Origin of the sequence: Pseudomonas sp. 8209 (assembly GCF_028682105.1) — a bacterium.
Lineage (GTDB): Bacteria > Pseudomonadota > Gammaproteobacteria > Pseudomonadales > Pseudomonadaceae > Aquipseudomonas > Aquipseudomonas palmensis.
This window is the reverse complement of the sequence record NZ_JANIAH010000005.1, coordinates 488,448-507,199: the sequence shown is the minus strand read 5'-3', so window position 1 is coordinate 507,199 and position 18,752 is coordinate 488,448. Positions and strand designations below refer to the sequence as shown.

Annotated in this window: 20 protein-coding genes; 16 read left to right on the top strand and 4 right to left on the bottom strand. The window is 64.5% G+C overall.

Translation table 11 applies throughout. The features are described from left to right. Positions 1 to 98 precede the first annotated feature (98 nt). From NP552_RS13990 to NP552_RS13980, 3 genes are read left to right on the top strand one after another with little or no spacing between them, the layout of a single operon-like run. On the top strand, positions 99 to 758 hold the full coding sequence (locus tag NP552_RS13990; RefSeq protein ID WP_274096834.1) for a paraquat-inducible protein A: 660 nt from the start codon (positions 99 to 101) through the stop codon (positions 756 to 758). Beyond that, a complete protein-coding gene (locus tag NP552_RS13985) occupies positions 745 to 1,368 on the top strand; it encodes a paraquat-inducible protein A (RefSeq protein ID WP_104572943.1) in 624 nt (207 codons plus the stop codon). The genes NP552_RS13990 and NP552_RS13985 overlap by 14 nt, the downstream gene beginning before the upstream one ends. After that, positions 1,361 to 3,661, top strand: a complete 2,301-nt coding sequence (locus NP552_RS13980; RefSeq protein ID WP_213606315.1) for a PqiB family protein — start codon at positions 1,361 to 1,363, stop codon at positions 3,659 to 3,661. Before NP552_RS13985 ends, NP552_RS13980 begins: the two co-directional genes overlap by 8 nt. Positions 3,662 to 3,804: 143 nt before the next feature. On the opposite strand, the gene rpsT is transcribed toward NP552_RS13980, so the two are convergent. Continuing rightward, positions 3,805 to 4,083, bottom strand: coding sequence for a 30S ribosomal protein S20 (gene rpsT, locus NP552_RS13975; RefSeq protein WP_043860304.1), 279 nt, complete (start codon positions 4,081 to 4,083; stop codon positions 3,805 to 3,807). Between the two features lie 251 nt (positions 4,084 to 4,334). Here rpsT and murJ point away from each other — a divergent pair, with 251 nt between their 5' ends. The 6 genes from murJ to ispH all read left to right on the top strand — a co-directional run bounded on the left by murJ (position 4,335) and on the right by ispH (position 11,670). Beyond that, entirely contained in the window at positions 4,335 to 5,873 is a 1,539-nt protein-coding gene (murJ, locus tag NP552_RS13970; protein ID WP_043860305.1) for a murein biosynthesis integral membrane protein MurJ, read from the top strand. A 118-nt stretch (positions 5,874 to 5,991) separates the two neighbouring features. Next, complete coding sequence (gene ribF, locus NP552_RS13965; protein WP_054914919.1) at positions 5,992 to 6,942, top strand: bifunctional riboflavin kinase/FAD synthetase; 951 nt, start codon at positions 5,992 to 5,994, stop codon at positions 6,940 to 6,942. Beyond that, positions 6,939 to 9,770, top strand: coding sequence for an isoleucine--tRNA ligase (gene ileS / locus NP552_RS13960; RefSeq protein ID WP_043860307.1), 2,832 nt, complete (start codon positions 6,939 to 6,941; stop codon positions 9,768 to 9,770). Before ribF ends, ileS begins: the two co-directional genes overlap by 4 nt. Then, the gene (lspA, locus tag NP552_RS13955) at positions 9,763 to 10,278 is read left to right on the top strand and encodes a signal peptidase II (RefSeq protein ID WP_043860308.1); all 516 of its coding nucleotides are present in this window, start codon (positions 9,763 to 9,765) and stop codon (positions 10,276 to 10,278) included. The genes ileS and lspA overlap by 8 nt, the downstream gene beginning before the upstream one ends. Continuing rightward, positions 10,271 to 10,708: an FKBP-type peptidyl-prolyl cis-trans isomerase gene (gene fkpB, locus NP552_RS13950; RefSeq protein WP_054914918.1), complete on the top strand. Its 438-nt coding sequence runs from the start codon at positions 10,271 to 10,273 to the stop codon at positions 10,706 to 10,708. Before lspA ends, fkpB begins: the two co-directional genes overlap by 8 nt. A 14-nt stretch (positions 10,709 to 10,722) precedes the next feature. Then, positions 10,723 to 11,670, top strand: a complete 948-nt coding sequence (gene ispH / locus NP552_RS13945; RefSeq protein WP_043860310.1) for a 4-hydroxy-3-methylbut-2-enyl diphosphate reductase — start codon at positions 10,723 to 10,725, stop codon at positions 11,668 to 11,670. On the opposite strand, the gene NP552_RS13940 is transcribed toward ispH, so the two are convergent. Beyond that, a complete protein-coding gene (locus NP552_RS13940; protein WP_229589858.1) occupies positions 11,659 to 12,135 on the bottom strand; it encodes a GspH/FimT family pseudopilin in 477 nt (158 codons plus the stop codon). The two genes, ispH and NP552_RS13940, sit on opposite strands and share 12 nt — an antisense overlap. A 137-nt stretch (positions 12,136 to 12,272) precedes the next feature. On the opposite strand from NP552_RS13940, the gene NP552_RS13935 reads away from it, so the two are divergent. The 5 genes from NP552_RS13935 to thiO are packed head-to-tail and all read left to right on the top strand — an operon-like array spanning position 12,273 to position 15,379. Further along, complete coding sequence (locus tag NP552_RS13935) at positions 12,273 to 12,620, top strand: type IV pilus modification PilV family protein (protein ID WP_274096833.1); 348 nt, start codon at positions 12,273 to 12,275, stop codon at positions 12,618 to 12,620. Next, complete coding sequence (locus tag NP552_RS13930) at positions 12,617 to 13,321, top strand: PilW family protein (protein WP_054914916.1); 705 nt, start codon at positions 12,617 to 12,619, stop codon at positions 13,319 to 13,321. The genes NP552_RS13935 and NP552_RS13930 overlap by 4 nt, the downstream gene beginning before the upstream one ends. Beyond that, a complete protein-coding gene (locus NP552_RS13925; RefSeq protein ID WP_274096832.1) occupies positions 13,318 to 13,830 on the top strand; it encodes a pilus assembly PilX family protein in 513 nt (170 codons plus the stop codon). Before NP552_RS13930 ends, NP552_RS13925 begins: the two co-directional genes overlap by 4 nt. An 11-nt stretch (positions 13,831 to 13,841) precedes the next feature. Beyond that, positions 13,842 to 14,252 carry a type IV pilin protein gene (locus tag NP552_RS13920; RefSeq protein ID WP_054914914.1) on the top strand — a complete coding sequence of 137 codons (411 nt, stop codon included), beginning with the start codon at positions 13,842 to 13,844 and terminating at the stop codon, positions 14,250 to 14,252. A gap of 29 nt (positions 14,253 to 14,281) precedes the next feature. Further along, complete coding sequence (gene thiO, locus NP552_RS13915; protein ID WP_274096831.1) at positions 14,282 to 15,379, top strand: glycine oxidase ThiO; 1,098 nt, start codon at positions 14,282 to 14,284, stop codon at positions 15,377 to 15,379. 40 nt (positions 15,380 to 15,419) lie between these two features. On the opposite strand, the gene NP552_RS13910 is transcribed toward thiO, so the two are convergent. Together NP552_RS13910 and NP552_RS13905 are read right to left on the bottom strand one after the other, a co-directional pair. Continuing rightward, complete coding sequence (locus tag NP552_RS13910; RefSeq protein WP_043860316.1) at positions 15,420 to 15,656, bottom strand: PP0621 family protein; 237 nt, start codon at positions 15,654 to 15,656, stop codon at positions 15,420 to 15,422. Between the two features lie 98 nt (positions 15,657 to 15,754). Then, positions 15,755 to 16,777 (bottom strand): outer membrane protein assembly factor BamD, encoded by a 1,023-nt coding sequence (locus NP552_RS13905; RefSeq protein WP_043860317.1) that lies wholly within the window; start codon positions 16,775 to 16,777, stop codon positions 15,755 to 15,757. 150 nt (positions 16,778 to 16,927) lie between these two features. On the opposite strand from NP552_RS13905, the gene rluD reads away from it, so the two are divergent. Together rluD and pgeF are read left to right on the top strand one after the other, a co-directional pair. After that, complete coding sequence (rluD, locus tag NP552_RS13900) at positions 16,928 to 17,890, top strand: 23S rRNA pseudouridine(1911/1915/1917) synthase RluD (protein ID WP_043860318.1); 963 nt, start codon at positions 16,928 to 16,930, stop codon at positions 17,888 to 17,890. Beyond that, positions 17,887 to 18,627, top strand: coding sequence for a peptidoglycan editing factor PgeF (pgeF, locus tag NP552_RS13895; RefSeq protein ID WP_274096830.1), 741 nt, complete (start codon positions 17,887 to 17,889; stop codon positions 18,625 to 18,627). Before rluD ends, pgeF begins: the two co-directional genes overlap by 4 nt. The last annotated feature ends 125 nt before the right edge of the window (positions 18,628 to 18,752 follow it).

The following is an 18,752-nucleotide window of genomic DNA, read 5'->3' as shown; positions in this document are numbered from 1 at the left end:
CCTGTTCTGCGCCAAGGCTGGCTCCTGCGCGGTTGTGCTCCCACAATTGGGGCAACGACACTAGAATAGGCCCCGACGTTTTTACTCAGAACCCTTCTATGCCCGACCCTGACGATCGCGATTCACTCGCAGACTTGCCGCTGGATCAATTGGTGGCGTGCCACGAATGCGACCTGCTACTGCGCAAGCCCGAGCTCAAGACGGATGAAAAAGCGCAATGCCCGCGCTGCGGCTATGAGTTGTACGCCCATCGGCACAATGTGGTCGAGCGCAGCCTGGCCTTGGTACTGGCGGCCTTGCTGCTCTACGTGCCGGCGAACTTTCTGCCGATCATGCAACTCCATCTGTTGGGCCAGAACTCCGATGACACGGTGTGGAGCGGTGTGATCGGCCTGTACAACAGCGGCATGGGTGGCGTGGCGGTGGTGGTGTTCCTGTGCAGCATGGCCATTCCACTGCTCAAGCTGCTGTGTCAGCTGGTCGTGCTGCTGACCATCCGCTTGAACAGGGGCCGCAGCTACGGCCTGCTTCTTTACCGTTTTTATCACCACATGCGCGACTGGGGCATGCTTGAGGTCTACCTCATGGGCGTACTGGTCGCCATCGTCAAGCTGGTGGATATGGCCGAACTCAGCCTAGGGCTTGGCTTGCTGTGTTTTGTCAGTTTGTTGCTGGTTCAGGTCTGGCTGGAAGTGGTGATGTCCCCCCACCAGATCTGGGTAGCCTTGTCGGGAGAAGATGTGCATGCGGGCGATTGACGCAGGAATACTGATCTGTACCGAGTGTCATGAGCTCAACCGCCAGGAGGCGGGCGCCAGCAGCCAGACCTGCACACGCTGCGGGGCGCTGGTGCATGCACGCCGGCCCAACAGCCTGGCCCGTACCTGGGCGCTGCTGATTACCGCGGCCATCCTGTACATACCGGCCAACGTGCTGCCGATCATGACGGTCAGCACCCTGGGGCAGGGCAGCCCCGACACCATCATGTCCGGCGTCATCACCCTGATGCAGCACGGCATGCTGCCGATCGCGGCCGTGGTGTTCATCGCCAGTATTCTGGTACCTACCTTCAAGCTGGTGGGCATCGCCCTGCTGCTGTATTCAGTGCAGCGCCACCAGCCGCTGTCGGCACGCCAGCGCATCGTGATGTATCGCTTCATCGAATTCATCGGCCGCTGGTCGATGCTGGATATCTTCGTCATCGCGATCCTGGTGGCGGTGGTGAATTTCGGCCGGATTGCCAGTGTCGAAGCCAACCTGGGGGCCGTCGCCTTTGCCAGTGTGGTGATTCTGACAATGCTTGCTGCAGTAACTTTCGATCCCCGACTGATTTGGGATAACACGGAGTCGGATGACGACCATGAGTGATTTGCCTACGGCTAAAACCCGCCCAGCGTCGAACTGGTCGGCCATCTGGATTCTGCCCCTGATCGCATTGGTGATCGGTGGGTGGCTCGGCTGGCAGGCCTACCGTGAAGCGGGGGTGAACATCGAGGTTCGCTTCGAGAGCGGCGAGGGTATCGTCGCCAACAAGACCGAGGTGGTCTACAAGGGCATGTCGGTGGGTAAGGTCAAGAGCCTGGTACTTGACGACAAAGGCCGCAACAAAGGTGTCATCGCCACCATCGAGATGAACCAGGTGGCCGAGGAGCACCTGCGCAAGAACACTCGCTTCTGGCTGGTCAAGCCAAACGTGAGCCTGGCCGGGATCACCGGGCTGGAGACGCTGGTATCAGGCAACTACATTGCCGTGAGCCCGGGCGATGGCGAGCCGAGCAAGCGTTTCAATGCGTTGAGCGAAGCACCGCCGATGTCCGACAGCGTGCCCGGCCTGCATCTGACCCTCAAGGCCGATCGCCTGGGGTCGCTCAACCGTGACAGCCCCGTGTTCTACAAGCAGATCCAGGTTGGCCGGGTGAAGAGCTACAAGCTCTCCGACGACCAGGGTACGGTCGAGATCAAGGTGTTCATCGAGCCGGGCTATGCCGACCTGGTGCGCAAGCACACGCGTTTCTGGAACGCCAGCGGCGTGAGCATCGATGCCAACCTGTCGGGCGTGAAGGTGCGCAGCGAGTCCCTGGCCAGCATCGTTGCCGGCGGTATCGCATTCGCTACCCCCGAGCACCGCAAGGACAGCCCGCCCACCGACCCGAACCTGCCGTTCCGTCTTTTCGAAGACTTCGACGCCGCCCAGGCGGGTATCCGGGTCAAGGTCAAGCTGAGCGACTTCGAGGGCCTGCAGGCGGGCCGTACGCCGGTCATGTACAAAGGTATACAGGTAGGTTCGCTGAAAGCCCTGAAGGTCGATGCCGACCTCTCCAGTGCCATGGCCGAGCTGACCCTGGACCCGCTGGCCGAGGACTACCTGGTCGAAGGCACCCAGTTCTGGGTGGTCAAGCCGTCGATCTCCCTGGCGGGTATCACCGGCCTGGAGGCGTTGGTAAAGGGCAACTACATTGCTATCCGTCCCGGCGACAAGGGCGCCTCGCCTCAGCGTGAATTCGAAGCCCGGGCCAAGGCCCCGCCCCTCGATCTGAAGGCGCCCGGCCTGCACCTTGTGCTGTTCAGCGACAACCTGGGCTCGCTCGAGGTTGGCAGCCCGATCCTGTATCGGCAGGTAAAGGTGGGTAGCGTGCAAAGCTACCAGTTCTCCAGGAAGCAGCAACGCCTGCTGATTGGCGTGCACATCGAGCCCGAGTACGCCAACCTGGTCAATGGTTCGACGCGTTTCTGGAACGCCAGCGGCATTACCCTGACTGGCGGCCTGTCGGGCATCCAGATCAAGAGCGAGTCGCTGCAGAGCCTGATGGCCGGTGGCATCGCCTTCGATACGCCGAAACAGAATGTACCGCTCAAGCGTCGTATCCCCACCTTCCGCCTGCTGGCCAACCAGGAAGCGGCGGATCGCAAGGGCACCAGCATCACCATCAAGGTGGACCGTGCGGACGGCCTCAAGGTCGGCACCCCCATACGCTTCAAGGGGCTGGATGTCGGCAAGGTCGAAGCGGTGGACCTGGCGGAGGACCTGCAGTCGGTGACGATCAAGGCGCAGATCACCGAGGTGCCCGAGCGTATTGCGCGTGTGGGCACGCAGTTCTGGGTAGTCAAGCCGGCGCTGGGTATCGTCAAGACGGCCAACCTGGAGACGCTGGTCACCGGTCAGTACCTTGAAGTGCAACCGGCGGCGAAGAATCAGGGCCCGCAGCGCAACTTCGTGGCCTTGCCCGAGCCACCGGACCTGACCGCTCGCGAGGCTGGCCTGCCGGTGGTGCTCAGCGCTGCTCGACGCGGGTCGATCAAGGTCGGTGTGCCGGTCACCTACCGTGAAGTGCCGGTGGGCAAGGTTACGGGGTACGAACTGGGGCAGACAGCGGATCGCGTGTTGATCCATATCCTGATCGAGCCACGCTACGCCTCGCTTGTGCGCGGTGGCAGCCGTTTCTGGAACAGCAGTGGCTTCGGCTTCGATATCGGCCTGTTCAAGGGCGCTACGGTGCGTACCGAGTCGCTGGAGACCCTGATCGAGGGTGGCATTGCCTTCGCCACGCCAGACGGCGACAAGATGGGCAACGCAGCGTTGCCGCAGCAGACCTTTGCCCTGTTCGACAAGGCCGAGGACGAATGGCTGCAATGGGCGCCGAAGATCCCGCTCGGCAAGTAGGCAAGGCATAGCCCTTCGCCGACCAGGCCGTCTCCTGCAGGAGTCAGCCTGGTCGGCGAAGGGAGCGGCCCTGTCTTCCCGCCATCATCAAATCGCAGGCAATAAAAAACCGACCCTAGGGTCGGTTTTTTAACAAGCGTCGCTTAGGCAGCTGCAGCAATCTTCAGTGCCTTGATGTGGCCATTCAGACGGCCTTTATGGCGAGCAGCCTTGTTCTTGTGGATGATGCCTTTATCGGCCATGCGGTCGATAACTGGAACAGCCAGGATGTAAGCAGCTTGCGCTTTTTCGGCGTCTTTTGCGTCGATGGCCTTGACTACATTCTTGATGTAGGTGCGAACCATGGAACGCAGGCTGGCGTTGTGGCTGCGACGCTTCTCAGCCTGTTTTGCACGTTTTTTGGCGGAAGGTGAGTTGGCCACCGTCGAGCTCCTCGAAAGACTTGGTAAATAGCAAACAAAATAGGCCGCGAATCATGCCGATGAGTTGATCGGTTGTCAAGGGCGCTTGTTAGGTTCCGCTGAGCGGTCGATTCGCTGGAGGGGATGATTCCCTTCTGGCGCATGACCTGTAAACTCGGGAGTTTTGCTCTGTCTGCTTTGCGCGGCAGAGTATCGCATACTTGGATGCCGTTTAGGCCTCTCCTTCATCCATATGGCATGAAAATCTTTCGATGAATCTCCTCAAGTCCCTGGCTGCAGTCAGTTCCATCACCATGGTGTCGCGCGTGCTGGGCTTTGTCCGCGATACCATCCTGGCGCGCATCTTCGGCGCCGGTGTTGCCACCGACGCCTTTTTCATTGCCTTCAAGCTGCCCAACCTGCTGCGGCGAATCTTTGCCGAGGGGGCGTTTTCTCAGGCGTTCGTGCCGATCCTGGCCGAATACAAAAGCCAGCAGGGCGAGGAGGCGACCCGCACCTTCGTGGCCTATGTCGCCGGCCTGCTGACCCTGGTGCTGGCGGTGGTCACGGCGCTGGGGATCCTGGCCGCACCCTGGGTGGTGTGGGTCACCGCGCCGGGCTTCGTCGACAGCGCCGAGAAGTTCGAGCTGACCACCGACCTGCTGCGTGTGACCTTTCCTTATATATTGCTGATCTCGCTGTCGTCCCTGGCGGGCGCCATCCTCAATACCTGGAACCGTTTCTCGGTACCGGCCTTCGTGCCGACCCTGCTCAACGTCGCGATGATCTTCTTCGCGCTGTTCCTCACCCCGTACTTCGATCCGCCGGTGATGGCCCTGGGCTGGGCGGTACTGGCCGGCGGCCTGTTGCAGCTGCTGTACCAGCTGCCGCACCTCAAAAAGATCGGCATGCTCGTGCTGCCCCGCCTGAACCTGCGCGATACCGGGGTATGGCGCGTGCTCAAGCAGATGCTGCCTGCCATCCTCGGGGTGTCGGTAAGCCAGATCTCGCTGATCATCAACACCATCTTCGCCTCGTTTCTGGTGGCCGGCTCGGTGTCGTGGATGTACTACGCCGACCGCCTGATGGAGCTGCCCTCCGGGGTGCTGGGCGTGGCGCTGGGCACCATCCTGCTGCCGACCCTGGCCAAGACCTACGCCAGCAAGGATCGCCACGAGTATTCGCGCATCCTCGACTGGGGCCTGCGCCTGTGCTTCTTGCTGGTGTTGCCTTGCACCTTTGCCCTGGCAATTTTGTCCGAGCCACTGACGGTGGCCCTGTTCCAGTACGGCAAGTTCACCGCCTTCGATGCCGCCATGACCCAGCGCGCGCTGATCGCCTACTCGGTCGGCCTGCTCGGCATCATCCTGGTCAAGGTGCTCGCCCCTGGCTTCTATGCCCAGCAGAACATCCGTACACCGGTAAAGATCGCCATCTTCACCCTGGTGGCCACGCAACTGCTCAACCTGGTGTTCATCGGCTACCTGCAGCATGCCGGGCTGGCCCTGGCGATCAGTGTCGGCGCCTGCCTCAATGCCGGCCTGCTGTACTGGAAGCTGCGCCAGCAGAACCTGTTCGAGCCGCAGCCGGGCTGGACCGCCTACCTGCTCAAGTTGCTGGTGGCCGTACTGCTGATGGCCGGTGTGCTGGTGGCCGGCATGTGGTACATGCCTGCCTGGGAGCAGGGGCACATGCTCGAGCGGTTCCTGCGCCTGGGCGTACTGATTGGCGCAGGCGTGGTGACCTATTTCGGTTGCCTGTACCTGTTTGGTTTTCGTCCACGGGACTTCGCCCGCAAGGCGCTGCACTGATGGCCGGCGCGGGTCAGGCGTCGGTTTTGTGTTTTAGACGCCCTGGCATCGCGCTGCTGCCTGTCGTCGGCGGCCGGGTGTGGTTATAATCGACCACTTTATGAGCAAGAAGCGCGTTATGCAGCTGGTTCGAGGCCTTCACAACCTTCGCCCCGAGCATCGGGGCTGTGTTGCCACTATCGGCAACTTCGACGGTGTTCACCGCGGTCACCAGGCTATCCTGGCGCGTTTGCGTGAGCGCGCGGTAGCGCTGGGCGTACCCAGCTGCGTGGTGATTTTCGAGCCACAGCCGCGTGAGTACTTTGCACCGGACACCGCGCCTGCGCGCCTGGCCCGCCTGCACGACAAGGTCGCCCTGTTGGCCGCCGAAGGCATCGACCGGGTGCTGTGCCTGGCGTTCAACCAGCGCCTGTGCAAGCTCAGCGCCGCCGAATTCGTCGACACCATCCTGGTCGACGGCCTGGGCGTGCAGCACCTGGAGGTCGGTGACGACTTCCGGTTCGGCTGCGACCGGGTGGGTGACTTCACGTTCCTGCAGCAGGCCGGCCTGCGCCACGGCTTCACCGTGGAAGCGGCGCAAACCGTGGAGCTCGAGGGCCTGCGGGTCAGCAGCACGCAGGTGCGCGAAGCACTGGCGCGTGCCGACTTTGCCGTGGCCGAGCGTCTGCTGGGCCGCCCGTTCCGCATCCGCGGCCGGGTGCTGCATGGGCAGAAGCTGGCGCGCCAGCTGGGTTGGCCCACGGCCAACATACAACTCAAGCGTCATCGCGTACCGCTCACCGGGGTGTACCTGGTCAGCGTCGAACTCGATGGCCAGGCGTGGCCGGGTGTCGCCAACATCGGCGTGCGCCCCAGCGTTGCAGGTGATGGCCGCGCCCACCTGGAAGTGCATCTCCTGGATTTTGCCGGCGATCTGTATGGCCGGCGTCTCACGGTGGAATTCCACCACAAGCTGCGCGATGAGCAGCGATTCGCCTCCCTGGAGGCGCTGAAGTCGGCGATCGATGCGGATATCGCCGCCGCACGTGCCCATTGGCACGGTCAACCGCTAACGAAGAGCCTGAAATGACCGACTATAAAGCCACGCTAAACCTTCCGGACACCGCCTTCCCGATGAAGGCCGGCCTGCCACAGCGCGAACCGCAGATCCTGCAGCGCTGGGACAGCATTGGCCTGTACCAGAAGCTGCGCGAAATTGGCAAGGATCGTCCGAAGTTCGTGCTGCACGACGGCCCGCCCTACGCCAACGGCAAGATCCACATCGGTCACGCGCTCAACAAGATTCTCAAGGACATGATCTCGCGGTCCAAGACCCTGGCCGGCTACGATGCGCCGTACGTGCCGGGTTGGGACTGCCATGGCCTGCCGATCGAGCACAAGGTTGAAGTGACCCACGGCAAGCACCTCACCGCGGACAAGACCCGCGAGCTGTGCCGTGCCTACGCGGCCGAGCAGATCGAAGGGCAGAAGAAGGAATTCATCCGCCTGGGCGTGCTGGGTGACTGGGACAACCCCTACAAGACCATGGACTTCGCCAACGAAGCCGGCGAAATCCGTGCCCTGGCCGAAATGGTCAAGCACGGTTTCGTGTTCAAGGGCCTCAAGCCCGTGAACTGGTGCTTCGATTGCGGTTCGGCCCTGGCCGAAGCCGAGGTCGAATACGCCGACAAGAAGTCCCAGACCATCGACGTGGCCTTCAACGTGGCCGACGAAGCGCGGCTGGCCCAGGCCTTCGGCCTGTCGTCGCTGGCCAAGCCCGCCGCCATCGTGATCTGGACCACCACCCCGTGGACCATCCCCGCCAACCAGGCGCTGAACGTGCACCCCGAGTTCAGCTATGCCCTGGTGGACGTCGGCGACAAGCTGCTGGTGCTGGCCGAAGAGCTGGTCGAAGCCTGCCTCAAGCGCTACTCGCTGGAAGGTTCGGTGATCGCCACCGCGCCGGGCTCTGCACTGGAGCTGATCAACTTCCGTCACCCTCTGTACGATCGCCTGTCGCCGGTCTACCTGGCCGAGTACGTCGAGCTGGGCGCCGGTACCGGCGTGGTCCACTCGGCCCCGGCCTACGGTGAAGACGACTTCGTGACCTGCAAGCGCTACGGCATGGTCAACGACGACATCCTCACCCCGGTGCAGAGCAACGGCGTGTACGTCGACTCGCTGGAATTCTTCGGTGGCCAGTTCATCTGGAAAGCCAACCCGCACATCGTCGACAAGCTCGCCGAAGTGGGCGCGCTGATGTTCACCGACACCATCAGCCACAGCTACATGCACTGCTGGCGCCACAAGACCCCGCTGATCTACCGCGCCACCGCGCAGTGGTTCGTGGGCATGGACAAGCAGCCTGACAGCGGCGAAACCTTGCGCAAGCGCGCCCTCAACGCCATCGAAGAAACCAAGTTCGTGCCGGCCTGGGGCCAGGCGCGCCTGCATTCGATGATCGCCAACCGCCCGGACTGGTGCATCTCGCGTCAGCGCAACTGGGGTGTGCCGATCCCGTTCTTCCTGCACAAGCAGACCGGCGAACTGCACCCGCGCACCGTCGAACTGATGGAGCAGGTGGCCCAGCGCGTCGAGCTCGAGGGCATCGAAGCCTGGTTCAAGATGGACGCCGCCGAACTGCTCGGTGACGAAGCCGGCCAGTACGACAAGATCGCCGACACCCTGGACGTGTGGTTCGACTCCGGTACCACCCACTGGCACGTGCTGCGTGGCTCGCACAACATCGGCCACGAAAGCGGCCCGCGCGCCGACCTGTACCTGGAAGGTTCCGACCAGCACCGCGGCTGGTTCCACTCCTCGCTGCTCACCGGCTGCGCCATCGACGGCCATGCGCCGTACCGCGAGCTGCTGACCCACGGCTTCACCGTGGACGAGAACGGCCGCAAGATGTCCAAGTCGCTGGGCAACACCATCGAGCCGCAGAAGGTCAACGACACCCTGGGTGCCGACATCATGCGCCTGTGGGTATCGGCCACCGACTACTCCGGCGAGATGGCGGTTTCCGATCAGATCCTGCAGCGCAGTGCGGACGCCTACCGGCGCATCCGCAACACCGCGCGCTTCCTGCTCTCCAACCTGTCCGGCTTCGACCCGGCCCGCGACCTGCTGCCGGCCGACGACATGCTGGCGCTGGACCGCTGGGCGGTCGACCGTACCCTGCTGCTGCAGCGCGAGCTGGAAGAGCACTACGGCGAGTACCGTTTCTGGAACGTCTACTCCAAGATCCACAACTTCTGCGTGCAGGAGCTGGGCGGTTTCTACCTCGACATCATCAAGGACCGCCAGTACACCACCGGCGCCAACAGTGTCGCGCGCCGCTCGTGCCAGACCGCGCTGTACCACATCAGCGAAGCGCTGGTGCGCTGGATCGCACCGATCCTGGCGTTCACCGCCGACGAGCTGTGGCAGTACCTGCCGGGCGAGCGCAACGAGTCGGTCATGCTCAACACCTGGTACCAGGGCCTGACCGAGCTGCCAGAAGGCATCGAGCTGGACCGCGCCTACTGGGACCGCGTGATGGCCGTCAAGGCTGCGGTCAACAAGGAGCTGGAGAACCAGCGTGCGGCCAAGGCCATCGGCGGCAACCTGCAAGCCGAAGTCACCCTGTTCGCCGATGAGGCCCTGAGCACCGACCTGAACAAGCTGGGCAACGAACTGCGGTTCGTGCTGATCACCTCGGCAGCCAGCGTGGCGCCATTCGTCGAAGCCCCGGCCGATGCCGTGGTTACCGAAGTGGCCGGCCTCAAGCTCAAGGTGGTCAAGTCGGGTCACGCCAAGTGCGGCCGTTGCTGGCACTTCCGCGCCGACGTGGGCGTGAACCCGGAGCATCCGGAAATCTGCGGTCGTTGCGTCGACAACATCAGCGGCAAAGGTGAGGTGCGTCACTATGCCTAACCCCAACGTGGGGCGCTTCGGGCGCCTCGCCTGGCTGTGGCTGAGCCTGCTGGTACTGGTCCTGGACCAGGCCAGCAAGCACTACTTCGAAGGTGCGCTGAGCCTGTACCAGCAGATCGTGGTCATCCCCGACTACTTCAGCTGGACCTTGGCCTACAACACCGGTGCGGCCTTCAGCTTCCTGGCCGACAGCTCCGGCTGGCAGCGCTGGCTGTTCGCCCTGATCGCCCTGGTGGTCAGTGCGGTGCTGGTGGTGTGGCTCAAGCGCCTGGGCCGCGACGACACCTGGCTGGCCGTTGCGTTGGCCCTGGTGCTGGGCGGTGCGCTGGGCAACCTGTACGACCGCATCGTGCTCGGGCATGTGGTCGACTTCATCCTCGTGCATTGGCAGAACCGCTGGTACTTCCCGGCCTTCAACCTGGCCGACAGCGCCATCAGCGTGGGCGCCGTGATGCTGGCGCTGGATATGTTCAAGAGCAAAAAGTCCGGAGAACCCGTCCATGACTGATACCCGTATCGGCCAGAACACCGAAGTCACCCTGCACTTCGCGCTGCACCTGGAAAACGGTGATACTGTCGACAGCACCTTCGAGAAGGCTCCGGCGGTGTTCAAGGTCGGCGACGGCAACCTGCTGCCGGGCTTCGAAGCCGCGATCTTCGGCTTCAAGGCCGGCGACAAGCGCACCGTCAGCGTGGCACCGGAGAACGCCTTCGGTCAGCCGAACCCGCAGAACGTGCAGATCATTCCCCGCTCGCAGTTCCAGGACATGGAGTTGTCCGAAGGCCTGCTGGTGATTTTCAACGACGCGGCCAACGCCGAGTTGCCCGGCGTGGTGAAGGCGTTCGATGACGCGCAAGTGACCATCGACTTCAACCACCCGCTGGCCGGCAAGACCCTGAACTTCGAGGTGGAAATCCTCGCAGTCAAGGCCCTTTGAGCCAGGAGTCAGCCATGCAGATCAAACTCGCCAACCCACGCGGCTTCTGCGCCGGCGTGGACCGGGCGATCGAAATCGTCAATCGCGCCCTCGAGGTGTTCGGCCCGCCGATCTATGTGCGTCACGAAGTGGTGCACAACAAGTTCGTGGTCGAAGACCTGCGCGCGCGCGGGGCAATCTTCGTCGAAGAGCTCGACCAGGTGCCCAATGACGTCATCGTCATCTTCAGTGCTCACGGCGTTTCCCAGGCCGTGCGCCAGGAGGCGGCGGGGCGCGGCCTCAAGGTCTTCGACGCGACCTGCCCGCTGGTGACCAAGGTGCACATCGAGGTGGCCAAGTACAGTCGCGATGGCAAGGAATGCATCCTGATCGGCCACGAAGGGCACCCCGAGGTCGAAGGCACCATGGGCCAGTACGACGCCAGCAACGGCGGTTCGATCTACCTGGTCGAAGACGAAGAGGATGTCGCCAACCTGCAGGTTCGTGACCCCGAACGCCTGGCCTTCGTGACCCAGACCACCCTGTCGATGGACGACACCAGCCGCGTCATCGATGCGCTGCGCACGCGCTTCCCCAGCATTGGCGGGCCGCGCAAGGACGACATCTGCTACGCCACCCAGAACCGCCAGGATGCGGTCAAGCAACTGGCTGACGAGTGCGACGTGGTACTGGTGGTGGGCAGCCCGAACAGCTCCAACTCCAACCGCCTGCGTGAGCTGGCCGAGCGCATGGCCACCCCGGCCTACCTGATCGACGGTGCAGAAGACATGCAGCGCAGCTGGTTCGACGGTGTCGAGCGTATCGGCATCACCGCCGGCGCCTCCGCCCCCGAAGTGCTGGTGCGTGGTGTGATCGCGCAGTTGCAGGAATGGGGCGCCACAGGTGCCGACGAGCTCGATGGTCGCGAAGAGAATGTAACGTTCTCGATGCCCAAGGAGCTGCGGGTGCGTTCACTGATCTGACCCGGCGGCCGCGCACAGCGGCTGATCGGTGGCGAGGTGGCGCAGGCTGACCCGCCCGGTGCGTGACAGCACCACCTGATGCAGGCTCCGGGTTCCGGGACTTTCGCACACGTGCAGGGTCCCGGCCTGGAACGCACCGCCCGCCTGCAGCGGTACCCCCAGCCCGCTGAAATGCACCTGCCGCGCCAGCGGCTGATTGCCCACCACACGAACCTTCCCGCTGGCACGGTACTCGTGCAGCAAGCCTTCATCGTCGGCGCTCATTCGCCATCCCTTGCTCCAGTCGCCCTCCAGGGCCGTCAGGCTGACTCGCTGATTGCGCAGCAGGGCTTCGCTGCGGGCGCTGCGCAAGGCCTGGGCAAGGTTCTGCGCGCTGGCCTCGCGCTGTAGGCTCACGCTCATGGCGCTGTAGGCCGGCAGCCCTAACTGCGTCAGCGCCGCGATCAGCCCCAGCGCATACATCATTTGTATCAGTGTTACGCCCTGTTGCCCCATCGTGCATCCCTCCCTGGAAGTGCTTCTCTGTAGATTCAGTGCCGCTCGGTTGGGCGTCCAGTCGGCCGGGTAGGCAATCACATGGGGAAATTTCGCAGGAGGCGAACATGGCCAGGAGGCTGCAGCAGGGCATGACCCTGATCGAAGTGATGGTGGCGCTGCTGGTGCTGTCACTGGGGGTAATGGCGGCGGCTGCGCTGCAAGGGCGGGCGTTGCACGGCACCGACGGCGCGCTGCGTACCACCCAGGCGCTGTACCTGGCCCAGGCCCTGCTCGAAGGCGCGCGCGCTGCGGGCGGGCTGAGGGTGGGGGAGGCCAGCGCCTTGCAGCGCGAGCTGGTAAAGGTGGCCGGCGCGTCCGCGCAGGCACAGGTGCGCCAGGCGGGCAATGGGCTCGCACTCGACCTGCACTGGCAGGGCGGTGGCCTTGCTGTGCAGGGGCAGGTGGGGCCATGAGGCGCGACACCGGTTTCGGCCTGGTCGAGGCGCTGCTGGCGTTGAGCCTGGGCGTGCTGCTGGTGCTGGCCGGCAGTCGCCTGTTCATCGGTGCGCTGCAGGGGTGGCAGGCGCAGGGCGCACTTGCGCAGTTGCAGGAGGATGCGCGCTTTGCGCTGCAGCGCATGGCCCGTGACATCCGCATGGCCGGTGCATTCGGCTGCCTGCGGCGCGAGGCGATCAGCTTTGCCGACCCTGCCATTGCCGCGGCATTTGCCCTGCCGATCAGTGTCAGCCTCGAGCCTGACGGCACCCTGCGCAGCCTGAGCCTGGTTGGCGTGCAGGGTGGGGAGGCCGGTGGCCCGCCCAACTGGACGCTGCTCACCGACTGCCTGAGCACCGCCCAGGTGCAGGCAGGCGAGCGCTTGCCCGGGCCACACCAGTTCGCCTTGCCCGTTCGTCAGCAGGTGTACCGCCTGGTGGACGGGCAACTGCTGCTCACCAGTGGGGGCAGCCACGCGGTGCTGATCGAACATGTCAGCCGGCTGCAGGTTGACCTGGGCGTGGCGGGCGAGGGCGGTGAGCTGGCCTGGATGACTGCGGTGCCCGACCCTTCGCGCATTCGCAGCATCCGCCTGCGCCTGACCCTGGACGACCCCGCTGAACGGGTGCGCGCGCAAACCTATCAGATGGTCGCCGCCGTGCGTAACCGCCTGCCATGAAGCTGCAACGGGGCATGGCGCTGCTGGTGTGCCTGGTGCTGATGCTGCTGTGCGGCCTGCTGGGTGTTTCGGTGCTGCACAGTGCCGCCTTGCAGGCACGCATGGCCGGCAACCTGGTGATGGCATTGCAGGCGTTCGAAGCGGCGGAAACCACGTTGCGGCTCGCCGAGGCCCGTGTGCTGGCGGGGCTTGAGCCACCGGGCCCGTGCGTGTACTGCCTGCCGCCGCCGGAGGCACCCAGGGTACGCGCCGCCGGTGTGCAGAGCGGGGCGGGGCCAAGCTCCGGGCTGGGCTGGCAGGCGCAAGGGCCTGGCTTCTTCCTGGTACAGAACCTGGGCCGCAGCTCGCGCCCCGCGCGGCTGCCCGACGGCCTTGAGGTGCAGCTGCTTCGGGTGACTGCCGTGGGGCGTCAGCAGCAGGCGCGGGTGGTGCTGGAGAGCGTGCTGGCGCAGCCATCGGTGTCGGCTGCGTGGCCGGCGCAACGTATCTTGTGGCGGCAGATCCACTAGGGGCGCACAACATGCCGCGAACTCATCAGGGCCTGAGCCTGATCGAACTGTTGATTGTCGTCGCCGTGGTCGGCATTCTGGCGGGCATTGCCTACCCCAGCTACCGCGACACGGTGAAAAGAGCCGCACGCAGCGAGGTCGTGGGGCTGCTGTTCGACAGTGCGCAGCACCTGGAGCGCCACCGCGCCCGCACGGGCCAGTATGCCGATACCGACGCCGTGATCACCCCGTTGCCCCCTGGCACAGGCCATTACAGCCTGCACGCCAGCCGCGAGGCCGAGGGTTTCAGCCTGCTGGCCCGGCGTCACGCTGGCGGGCTGATGGCCGGCGACGCCTGTGGCGACTTCGAGCTCGATCACCAGGGTGTGCGCGGCAACCCCGGTGCCAGCAACGAGGCGGACGGGGGTTGCTGGGGTAACTGACGTCTTTCATTCGGGTACTGGACCAATAGATGACCAAGCAAGTAGTGATTGTCGGCGGTGGGGTGATCGGCCTGCTGACTGCGTTCAACCTGGCGGCCGATGTCGAGCAGGTGGTGGTGTGCGACAAGGGCGCGCTCGGGCAGGAGTCTTCCTGGGCCGGGGGCGGGATCGTGTCGCCGTTGTACCCGTGGCGCTACAGCCCGGCGGTTACTGCACTGGCGCATTGGTCGCAGGACTTCTATCCGCAGCTGGGCGAGCGTCTGTTCGCCAGCACCGGTGTAGACCCCGAGGTGCATACCACCGGCCTGTACTGGCTGGACCTGGACGATGAAGCCGAGGCGCTGGCCTGGGCGGCCCGCGAGGGACGCCCGTTGAGCGCAGTGGATGTGGCCCGCGCCTATGCGGCGGTGCCCGTGCTGGGGCCGGGTTTCGAGCGGGCCATCTACATGGCGGGTGTGGCGAACGTGCGCAACCCGCGCCTGGTCAAGTCGCTCAAGGCGGCGTTGCAGGCCCTGTCGAACGTGACCCTTCGCGAGCATTGTGAAATCACCGGGTTCAGCCGCGAGGGCGAGCGTATTTGCGGCGTTGAAACCGTCGATGGCCCGATCCGCGCCGACCAGGTGGTGCTTACGGCGGGGGCCTGGAGTGGCGACCTGCTGCGCCCGCTGGGCCTGGAGCTGCCGGTGGAGCCGGTGAAAGGGCAGATGATCCTGTTCAAGTGCGCGGAAGATTTCCTGCCGAGCATGGTGCTGGCCAAGGGGCGCTACGCGATCCCACGGCGTGACGGGCACATTCTGGTCGGCAGCACACTGGAGCATGCAGGCTATGACAAGACGCCCACCGAAGCGGCGCTGGCGAGCCTGAAGGCCTCGGCCATCGAATTGCTGCCGGCGCTGGCCGATGCCACGCCGGTCGGGCATTGGGCTGGGTTGCGGCCTGGCTCACCGGAAGGTGTGCCGTACATCGGCCAGGTGCCCGGGCATGAAGGCTTGTGGTTGAACTGCGGGCATTACCGCAACGGGCTGGTGCTGGCGCCGGCGTCCTGCCGGTTGTTCGCCGACCTGCTGCTGGGGCGTGCGCCGATCATCGACCCGGCGCCGTACGCGCTGGGGCCGCGCCTGCTGTAACAGCAGGCATCTGGAAGCGGCCTGGCCGGCGAAGGGGCCCTCAGCCCTGGCGGGTATCGTTGGGCCCCTGCTCCAGATGCGCCGGGCTGCAATACCACAGCTGGCCCCGGTGCAAGGCACGGTCGGTGGGCAGGTGCACGCCGCAATGGGCACAGCGCACCATCTTCAGCGGGTCATCGAGGGTAGGGCGAGTATCGGCAGCAGTGCCGGCCTTGAACTTGCGCCACAACCAGAACGCAGCAGCAATCAGGGCAATCCAGAGAATTAGGCGAACCATGGTGTCCAGCTTTGTCGAATGAAGAGCCCCCAGTTTAGGGCCTGGCAACAAAAAAGGGAGGCCATCAGGCCTCCCTTTTTCATTCACCGCATGGCGTGTCAGTCGAATACGCCAAAGGTCATGTAGCTGAACCACGAACGGTCTTCGTTGTTGCCTTCGGCTTCGTGGTTTTCTTCTTCGATCACGTCGCCATTTTCGTCCTTGGGCAGCAGTTCCTGCGGGATCGCGTCTTTGGCGTCCTGATACTGCTTCTGCACGTCCTGGTTGGCGCGGGTCTGGCCTGGCGGCAGCGGCGGCGCGCTGGAGATCAGGCCCAGGGTGGCCTTGGACAGCCACGAGCGGTTGTCCGCCTCGTCCTGCTGCGGCACGAACTGGCCGTCTTTCAGGCTCGGGTGATCGGGGTAGTTGAGTTTCAGGGTTTCCAGGCTGGTGGCTGCCAGTTCGTCCAGGTGCAGACGCATGTAGGCTTCGGTCATCACCGCCAGGCCGTCACCGACCGATGGGGTTTCCTGGAAGTTTTCCACCACGTAGCGGCCACGGTTGGCAGCGGCAACATACGCCTGACGGGTCAGGTAGTAGTCGGCCACGTGGATCTCGTAGGAGGCCAGCAGGTTGCGCAGGTAGATCATGCGCTGCTTGGCGTCCGGTGCGTAGCGGCTGTTGGGGAAGCGGCTGGTGAGCTGGGCGAACTCGTTGTACGAGTCACGCGCTGCGCCCGGGTCACGCTTGGTCATGTCCAGCGGCAGGAAGCGCGCCAGCAGGCCGCGGTCCTGGTCGAACGAGGTCAGGCCCTTCAGGTAATAGGCGTAGTCGACGTTCGGATGCTGCGGATGCAGGCGGATAAAGCGCTCGGCAGCCGACTTGGCAGCCTCGGGCTCGGCGTTCTTGTAGTTCGCGTAGATCAGCTCCAGCTGCGCCTGGTCGGCATAGCGGCCGAACGGGTACCGCGACTCCAGGGCCTTGAGCTTGGAGGTGGCGCTGGTATAGCTGTGGTTGTCCAGGTCGGCCTGCGCCTGCTGGTACAGCTCGGTTTCGCTGAGGTTTTCGTCGACGACTTCCTTCGAAGAACAAGCAGCGGTGAGTCCGAGGATGGCGATCAGCAGCAGGTGTTTCACTTGCATGGCGGCTTGCGTCCCTATGACGGCTGCTGTCTTGGGCGAGGCCGTCCTGTTATGATGAGCACCCCGTTGGAACCCTCGGGGCAAAAGACGCCGTATTTAACCACAAGCGTGCAGCTGAAACCAAAGGCTGTGCCTCCGCCTGATTCGAGCATGTCCGAGAAAATTGAACTTCGCGCAGAGGTACCGTCCGAATTGGGCGGGCAACGCCTCGACCAAGTCGCCGCCCAACTGTTTGCCGAGCACTCGCGCTCGCGCCTTTCCGCCTGGATCAAAGAAGGCCTACTGACCGTCGATGGCAACGTCGTGCGTCCGCGCGACATCGTCCATGGCGGCGCCCTGCTGGCGCTTGACGCCGAGCAGGAAGCCCAGGGCGAGTGGGTGGCGCAGGACATCGAACTGGACATCGTCTACGAAGACGAGCACATCCTGGTCATCAACAAGCCGGCCGGGCTTGTGGTGCACCCGGCTGCCGGTCATGCCGACGGCACCCTGCTCAATGCCCTGCTGCACCACGTGCCGGACATCATCAACGTGCCGCGCGCCGGCATCGTGCACCGCCTCGACAAGGACACCACCGGTCTGATGGTGGTGGCCAAGACCATTCAGGCGCAGACCCAGCTGGTAGCCCAGTTGCAAAGTCGCAGCGTCAGCCGCATCTATGAATGCATCGTGATCGGCGTGGTTACCGCAGGCGGCAAGATCAACGCCCCGATCGGTCGTCACGGCCAGCAGCGCCAGCGCATGGCGGTGATGGAGGGCGGCAAGCAGGCCGTCAGCCACTATCGCGTGCTCGAACGCTTCCGCTCGCACACCCACGTGCGCGTCAAGCTGGAAACCGGGCGTACCCACCAGATCCGCGTGCACATGGCCCACGTCAACTTCCCGTTGGTCGGCGACCCGGTGTACGGCGGGCGCTTCCGCATCCCGCCGGCGGCCAGCGTGACCATGGTCGACGCGCTCAAGACCTTCCCGCGCCAGGCCCTGCACGCACGCTTCCTGGAGCTGGATCACCCGGTGACCGGTGAGCGCATGGGCTGGGAGTCGTCCCTGCCGGACGACTTCGTGTGGCTGCTGTCGCTGCTCAAGCAGGACCGCGAGGCCTTCGTCGGATGAGCCCGCTGACGCACCACCTGCTGACCCCCGACTGGCCTGCGCCAGCCTGGGTCAAGGCGTGCGTCACCACCCGGGGCGGCGGCGTGAGCCAGGCGCCCTACGATTCGTTGAACCTGGGCGACCACGTCGGTGACGCCCAGGCCGCAGTGGCCGAAAACCGTCGGCGCCTGACCGCGCAGTTCGGCATCCAGCCTGCCTGGCTCAAGCAGGTGCACGGCATCGATGTGGTCGAGGCCGACCCGGCGCTGGTTGCCGAAGCCGACGCCAGCTGCACCAGCACCCCCGGCATCGCCTGCACGTCCATGACCGCCGACTGCCTGCCGGTACTGTTCTGCGACCGCGCCGGCACCCGCGTGGGCGCTGCCCATGCCGGCTGGCGCGGGCTGGTGGGCGGTGTGCTGGAGGCCACGCTCGATGCGCTGGGCGTACCGGCCAGCGAGGTGCTGGTATGGCTGGGCCCGGCCATCGGGCCCCAGGCGTTCGAGGTGGGCGGCGAAGTGCGCGAAGCCTTCATGACCGTTCATCCGGAAAGTGCCAGCGCCTTCGTGGCGGGGGCGCAGCCCGGCAAGTTCATGGCCGACATCTATGCACTGGCGCGCATTCGCCTGGCGGCCCGTGGCATCACTGCCGTGTATGGCGGCGGCCTGTGCACCGTGAGCGACCCACGCTTCTATTCCTACCGTCGCAGCCCCGTTACCGGGCGCTTCGCTTCGCTGATCTGGCTGGCGCCTCGCTGACCTGGATCAAGCCCGCTACGCTTGAATCTTCCACAATCACCCTTATCTATAGGGGTATCTCAGGCAGGTTTTTCTTCATCAGGTGTGTCCATCGCTCCGGCCTGCCCATTAAAGGAAGGTAAGTT

Excerpts from the sequence above, each read along its gene's own strand:
- pgeF (WP_274096830.1), top strand. The coding sequence starts at position 17,887 with ATGAGCCCGCTGACGCACCACCTGCTGACCCCCGACTGGCCTGCGCCA.
- ileS (WP_043860307.1), top strand. The coding sequence starts at position 6,939 with ATGACCGACTATAAAGCCACGCTAAACCTTCCGGACACCGCCTTCCCG.
- fkpB (WP_054914918.1), top strand. The coding sequence starts at position 10,271 with ATGACTGATACCCGTATCGGCCAGAACACCGAAGTCACCCTGCACTTC.
- NP552_RS13905 (WP_043860317.1), bottom strand. The coding sequence starts at position 16,777 with ATGCAAGTGAAACACCTGCTGCTGATCGCCATCCTCGGACTCACCGCT.
- murJ (WP_043860305.1), top strand. The coding sequence starts at position 4,335 with ATGAATCTCCTCAAGTCCCTGGCTGCAGTCAGTTCCATCACCATGGTG.
- ispH (WP_043860310.1), top strand. The coding sequence starts at position 10,723 with ATGCAGATCAAACTCGCCAACCCACGCGGCTTCTGCGCCGGCGTGGAC.
- NP552_RS13910 (WP_043860316.1), bottom strand. The coding sequence starts at position 15,656 with ATGGTTCGCCTAATTCTCTGGATTGCCCTGATTGCTGCTGCGTTCTGG.
- lspA (WP_043860308.1), top strand. The coding sequence starts at position 9,763 with ATGCCTAACCCCAACGTGGGGCGCTTCGGGCGCCTCGCCTGGCTGTGG.
- NP552_RS13985 (WP_104572943.1), top strand. The coding sequence starts at position 745 with ATGCGGGCGATTGACGCAGGAATACTGATCTGTACCGAGTGTCATGAG.
- NP552_RS13990 (WP_274096834.1), top strand. The coding sequence starts at position 99 with ATGCCCGACCCTGACGATCGCGATTCACTCGCAGACTTGCCGCTGGAT.
- NP552_RS13940 (WP_229589858.1), bottom strand. The coding sequence starts at position 12,135 with ATGATGTATGCGCTGGGGCTGATCGCGGCGCTGACGCAGTTAGGGCTG.
- NP552_RS13925 (WP_274096832.1), top strand. The coding sequence starts at position 13,318 with ATGAAGCTGCAACGGGGCATGGCGCTGCTGGTGTGCCTGGTGCTGATG.
- ribF (WP_054914919.1), top strand. The coding sequence starts at position 5,992 with ATGCAGCTGGTTCGAGGCCTTCACAACCTTCGCCCCGAGCATCGGGGC.
- NP552_RS13920 (WP_054914914.1), top strand. The coding sequence starts at position 13,842 with ATGCCGCGAACTCATCAGGGCCTGAGCCTGATCGAACTGTTGATTGTC.
- thiO (WP_274096831.1), top strand. The coding sequence starts at position 14,282 with ATGACCAAGCAAGTAGTGATTGTCGGCGGTGGGGTGATCGGCCTGCTG.
- NP552_RS13935 (WP_274096833.1), top strand. The coding sequence starts at position 12,273 with ATGGCCAGGAGGCTGCAGCAGGGCATGACCCTGATCGAAGTGATGGTG.
- NP552_RS13980 (WP_213606315.1), top strand. The coding sequence starts at position 1,361 with ATGAGTGATTTGCCTACGGCTAAAACCCGCCCAGCGTCGAACTGGTCG.
- NP552_RS13930 (WP_054914916.1), top strand. The coding sequence starts at position 12,617 with ATGAGGCGCGACACCGGTTTCGGCCTGGTCGAGGCGCTGCTGGCGTTG.
- rluD (WP_043860318.1), top strand. The coding sequence starts at position 16,928 with ATGTCCGAGAAAATTGAACTTCGCGCAGAGGTACCGTCCGAATTGGGC.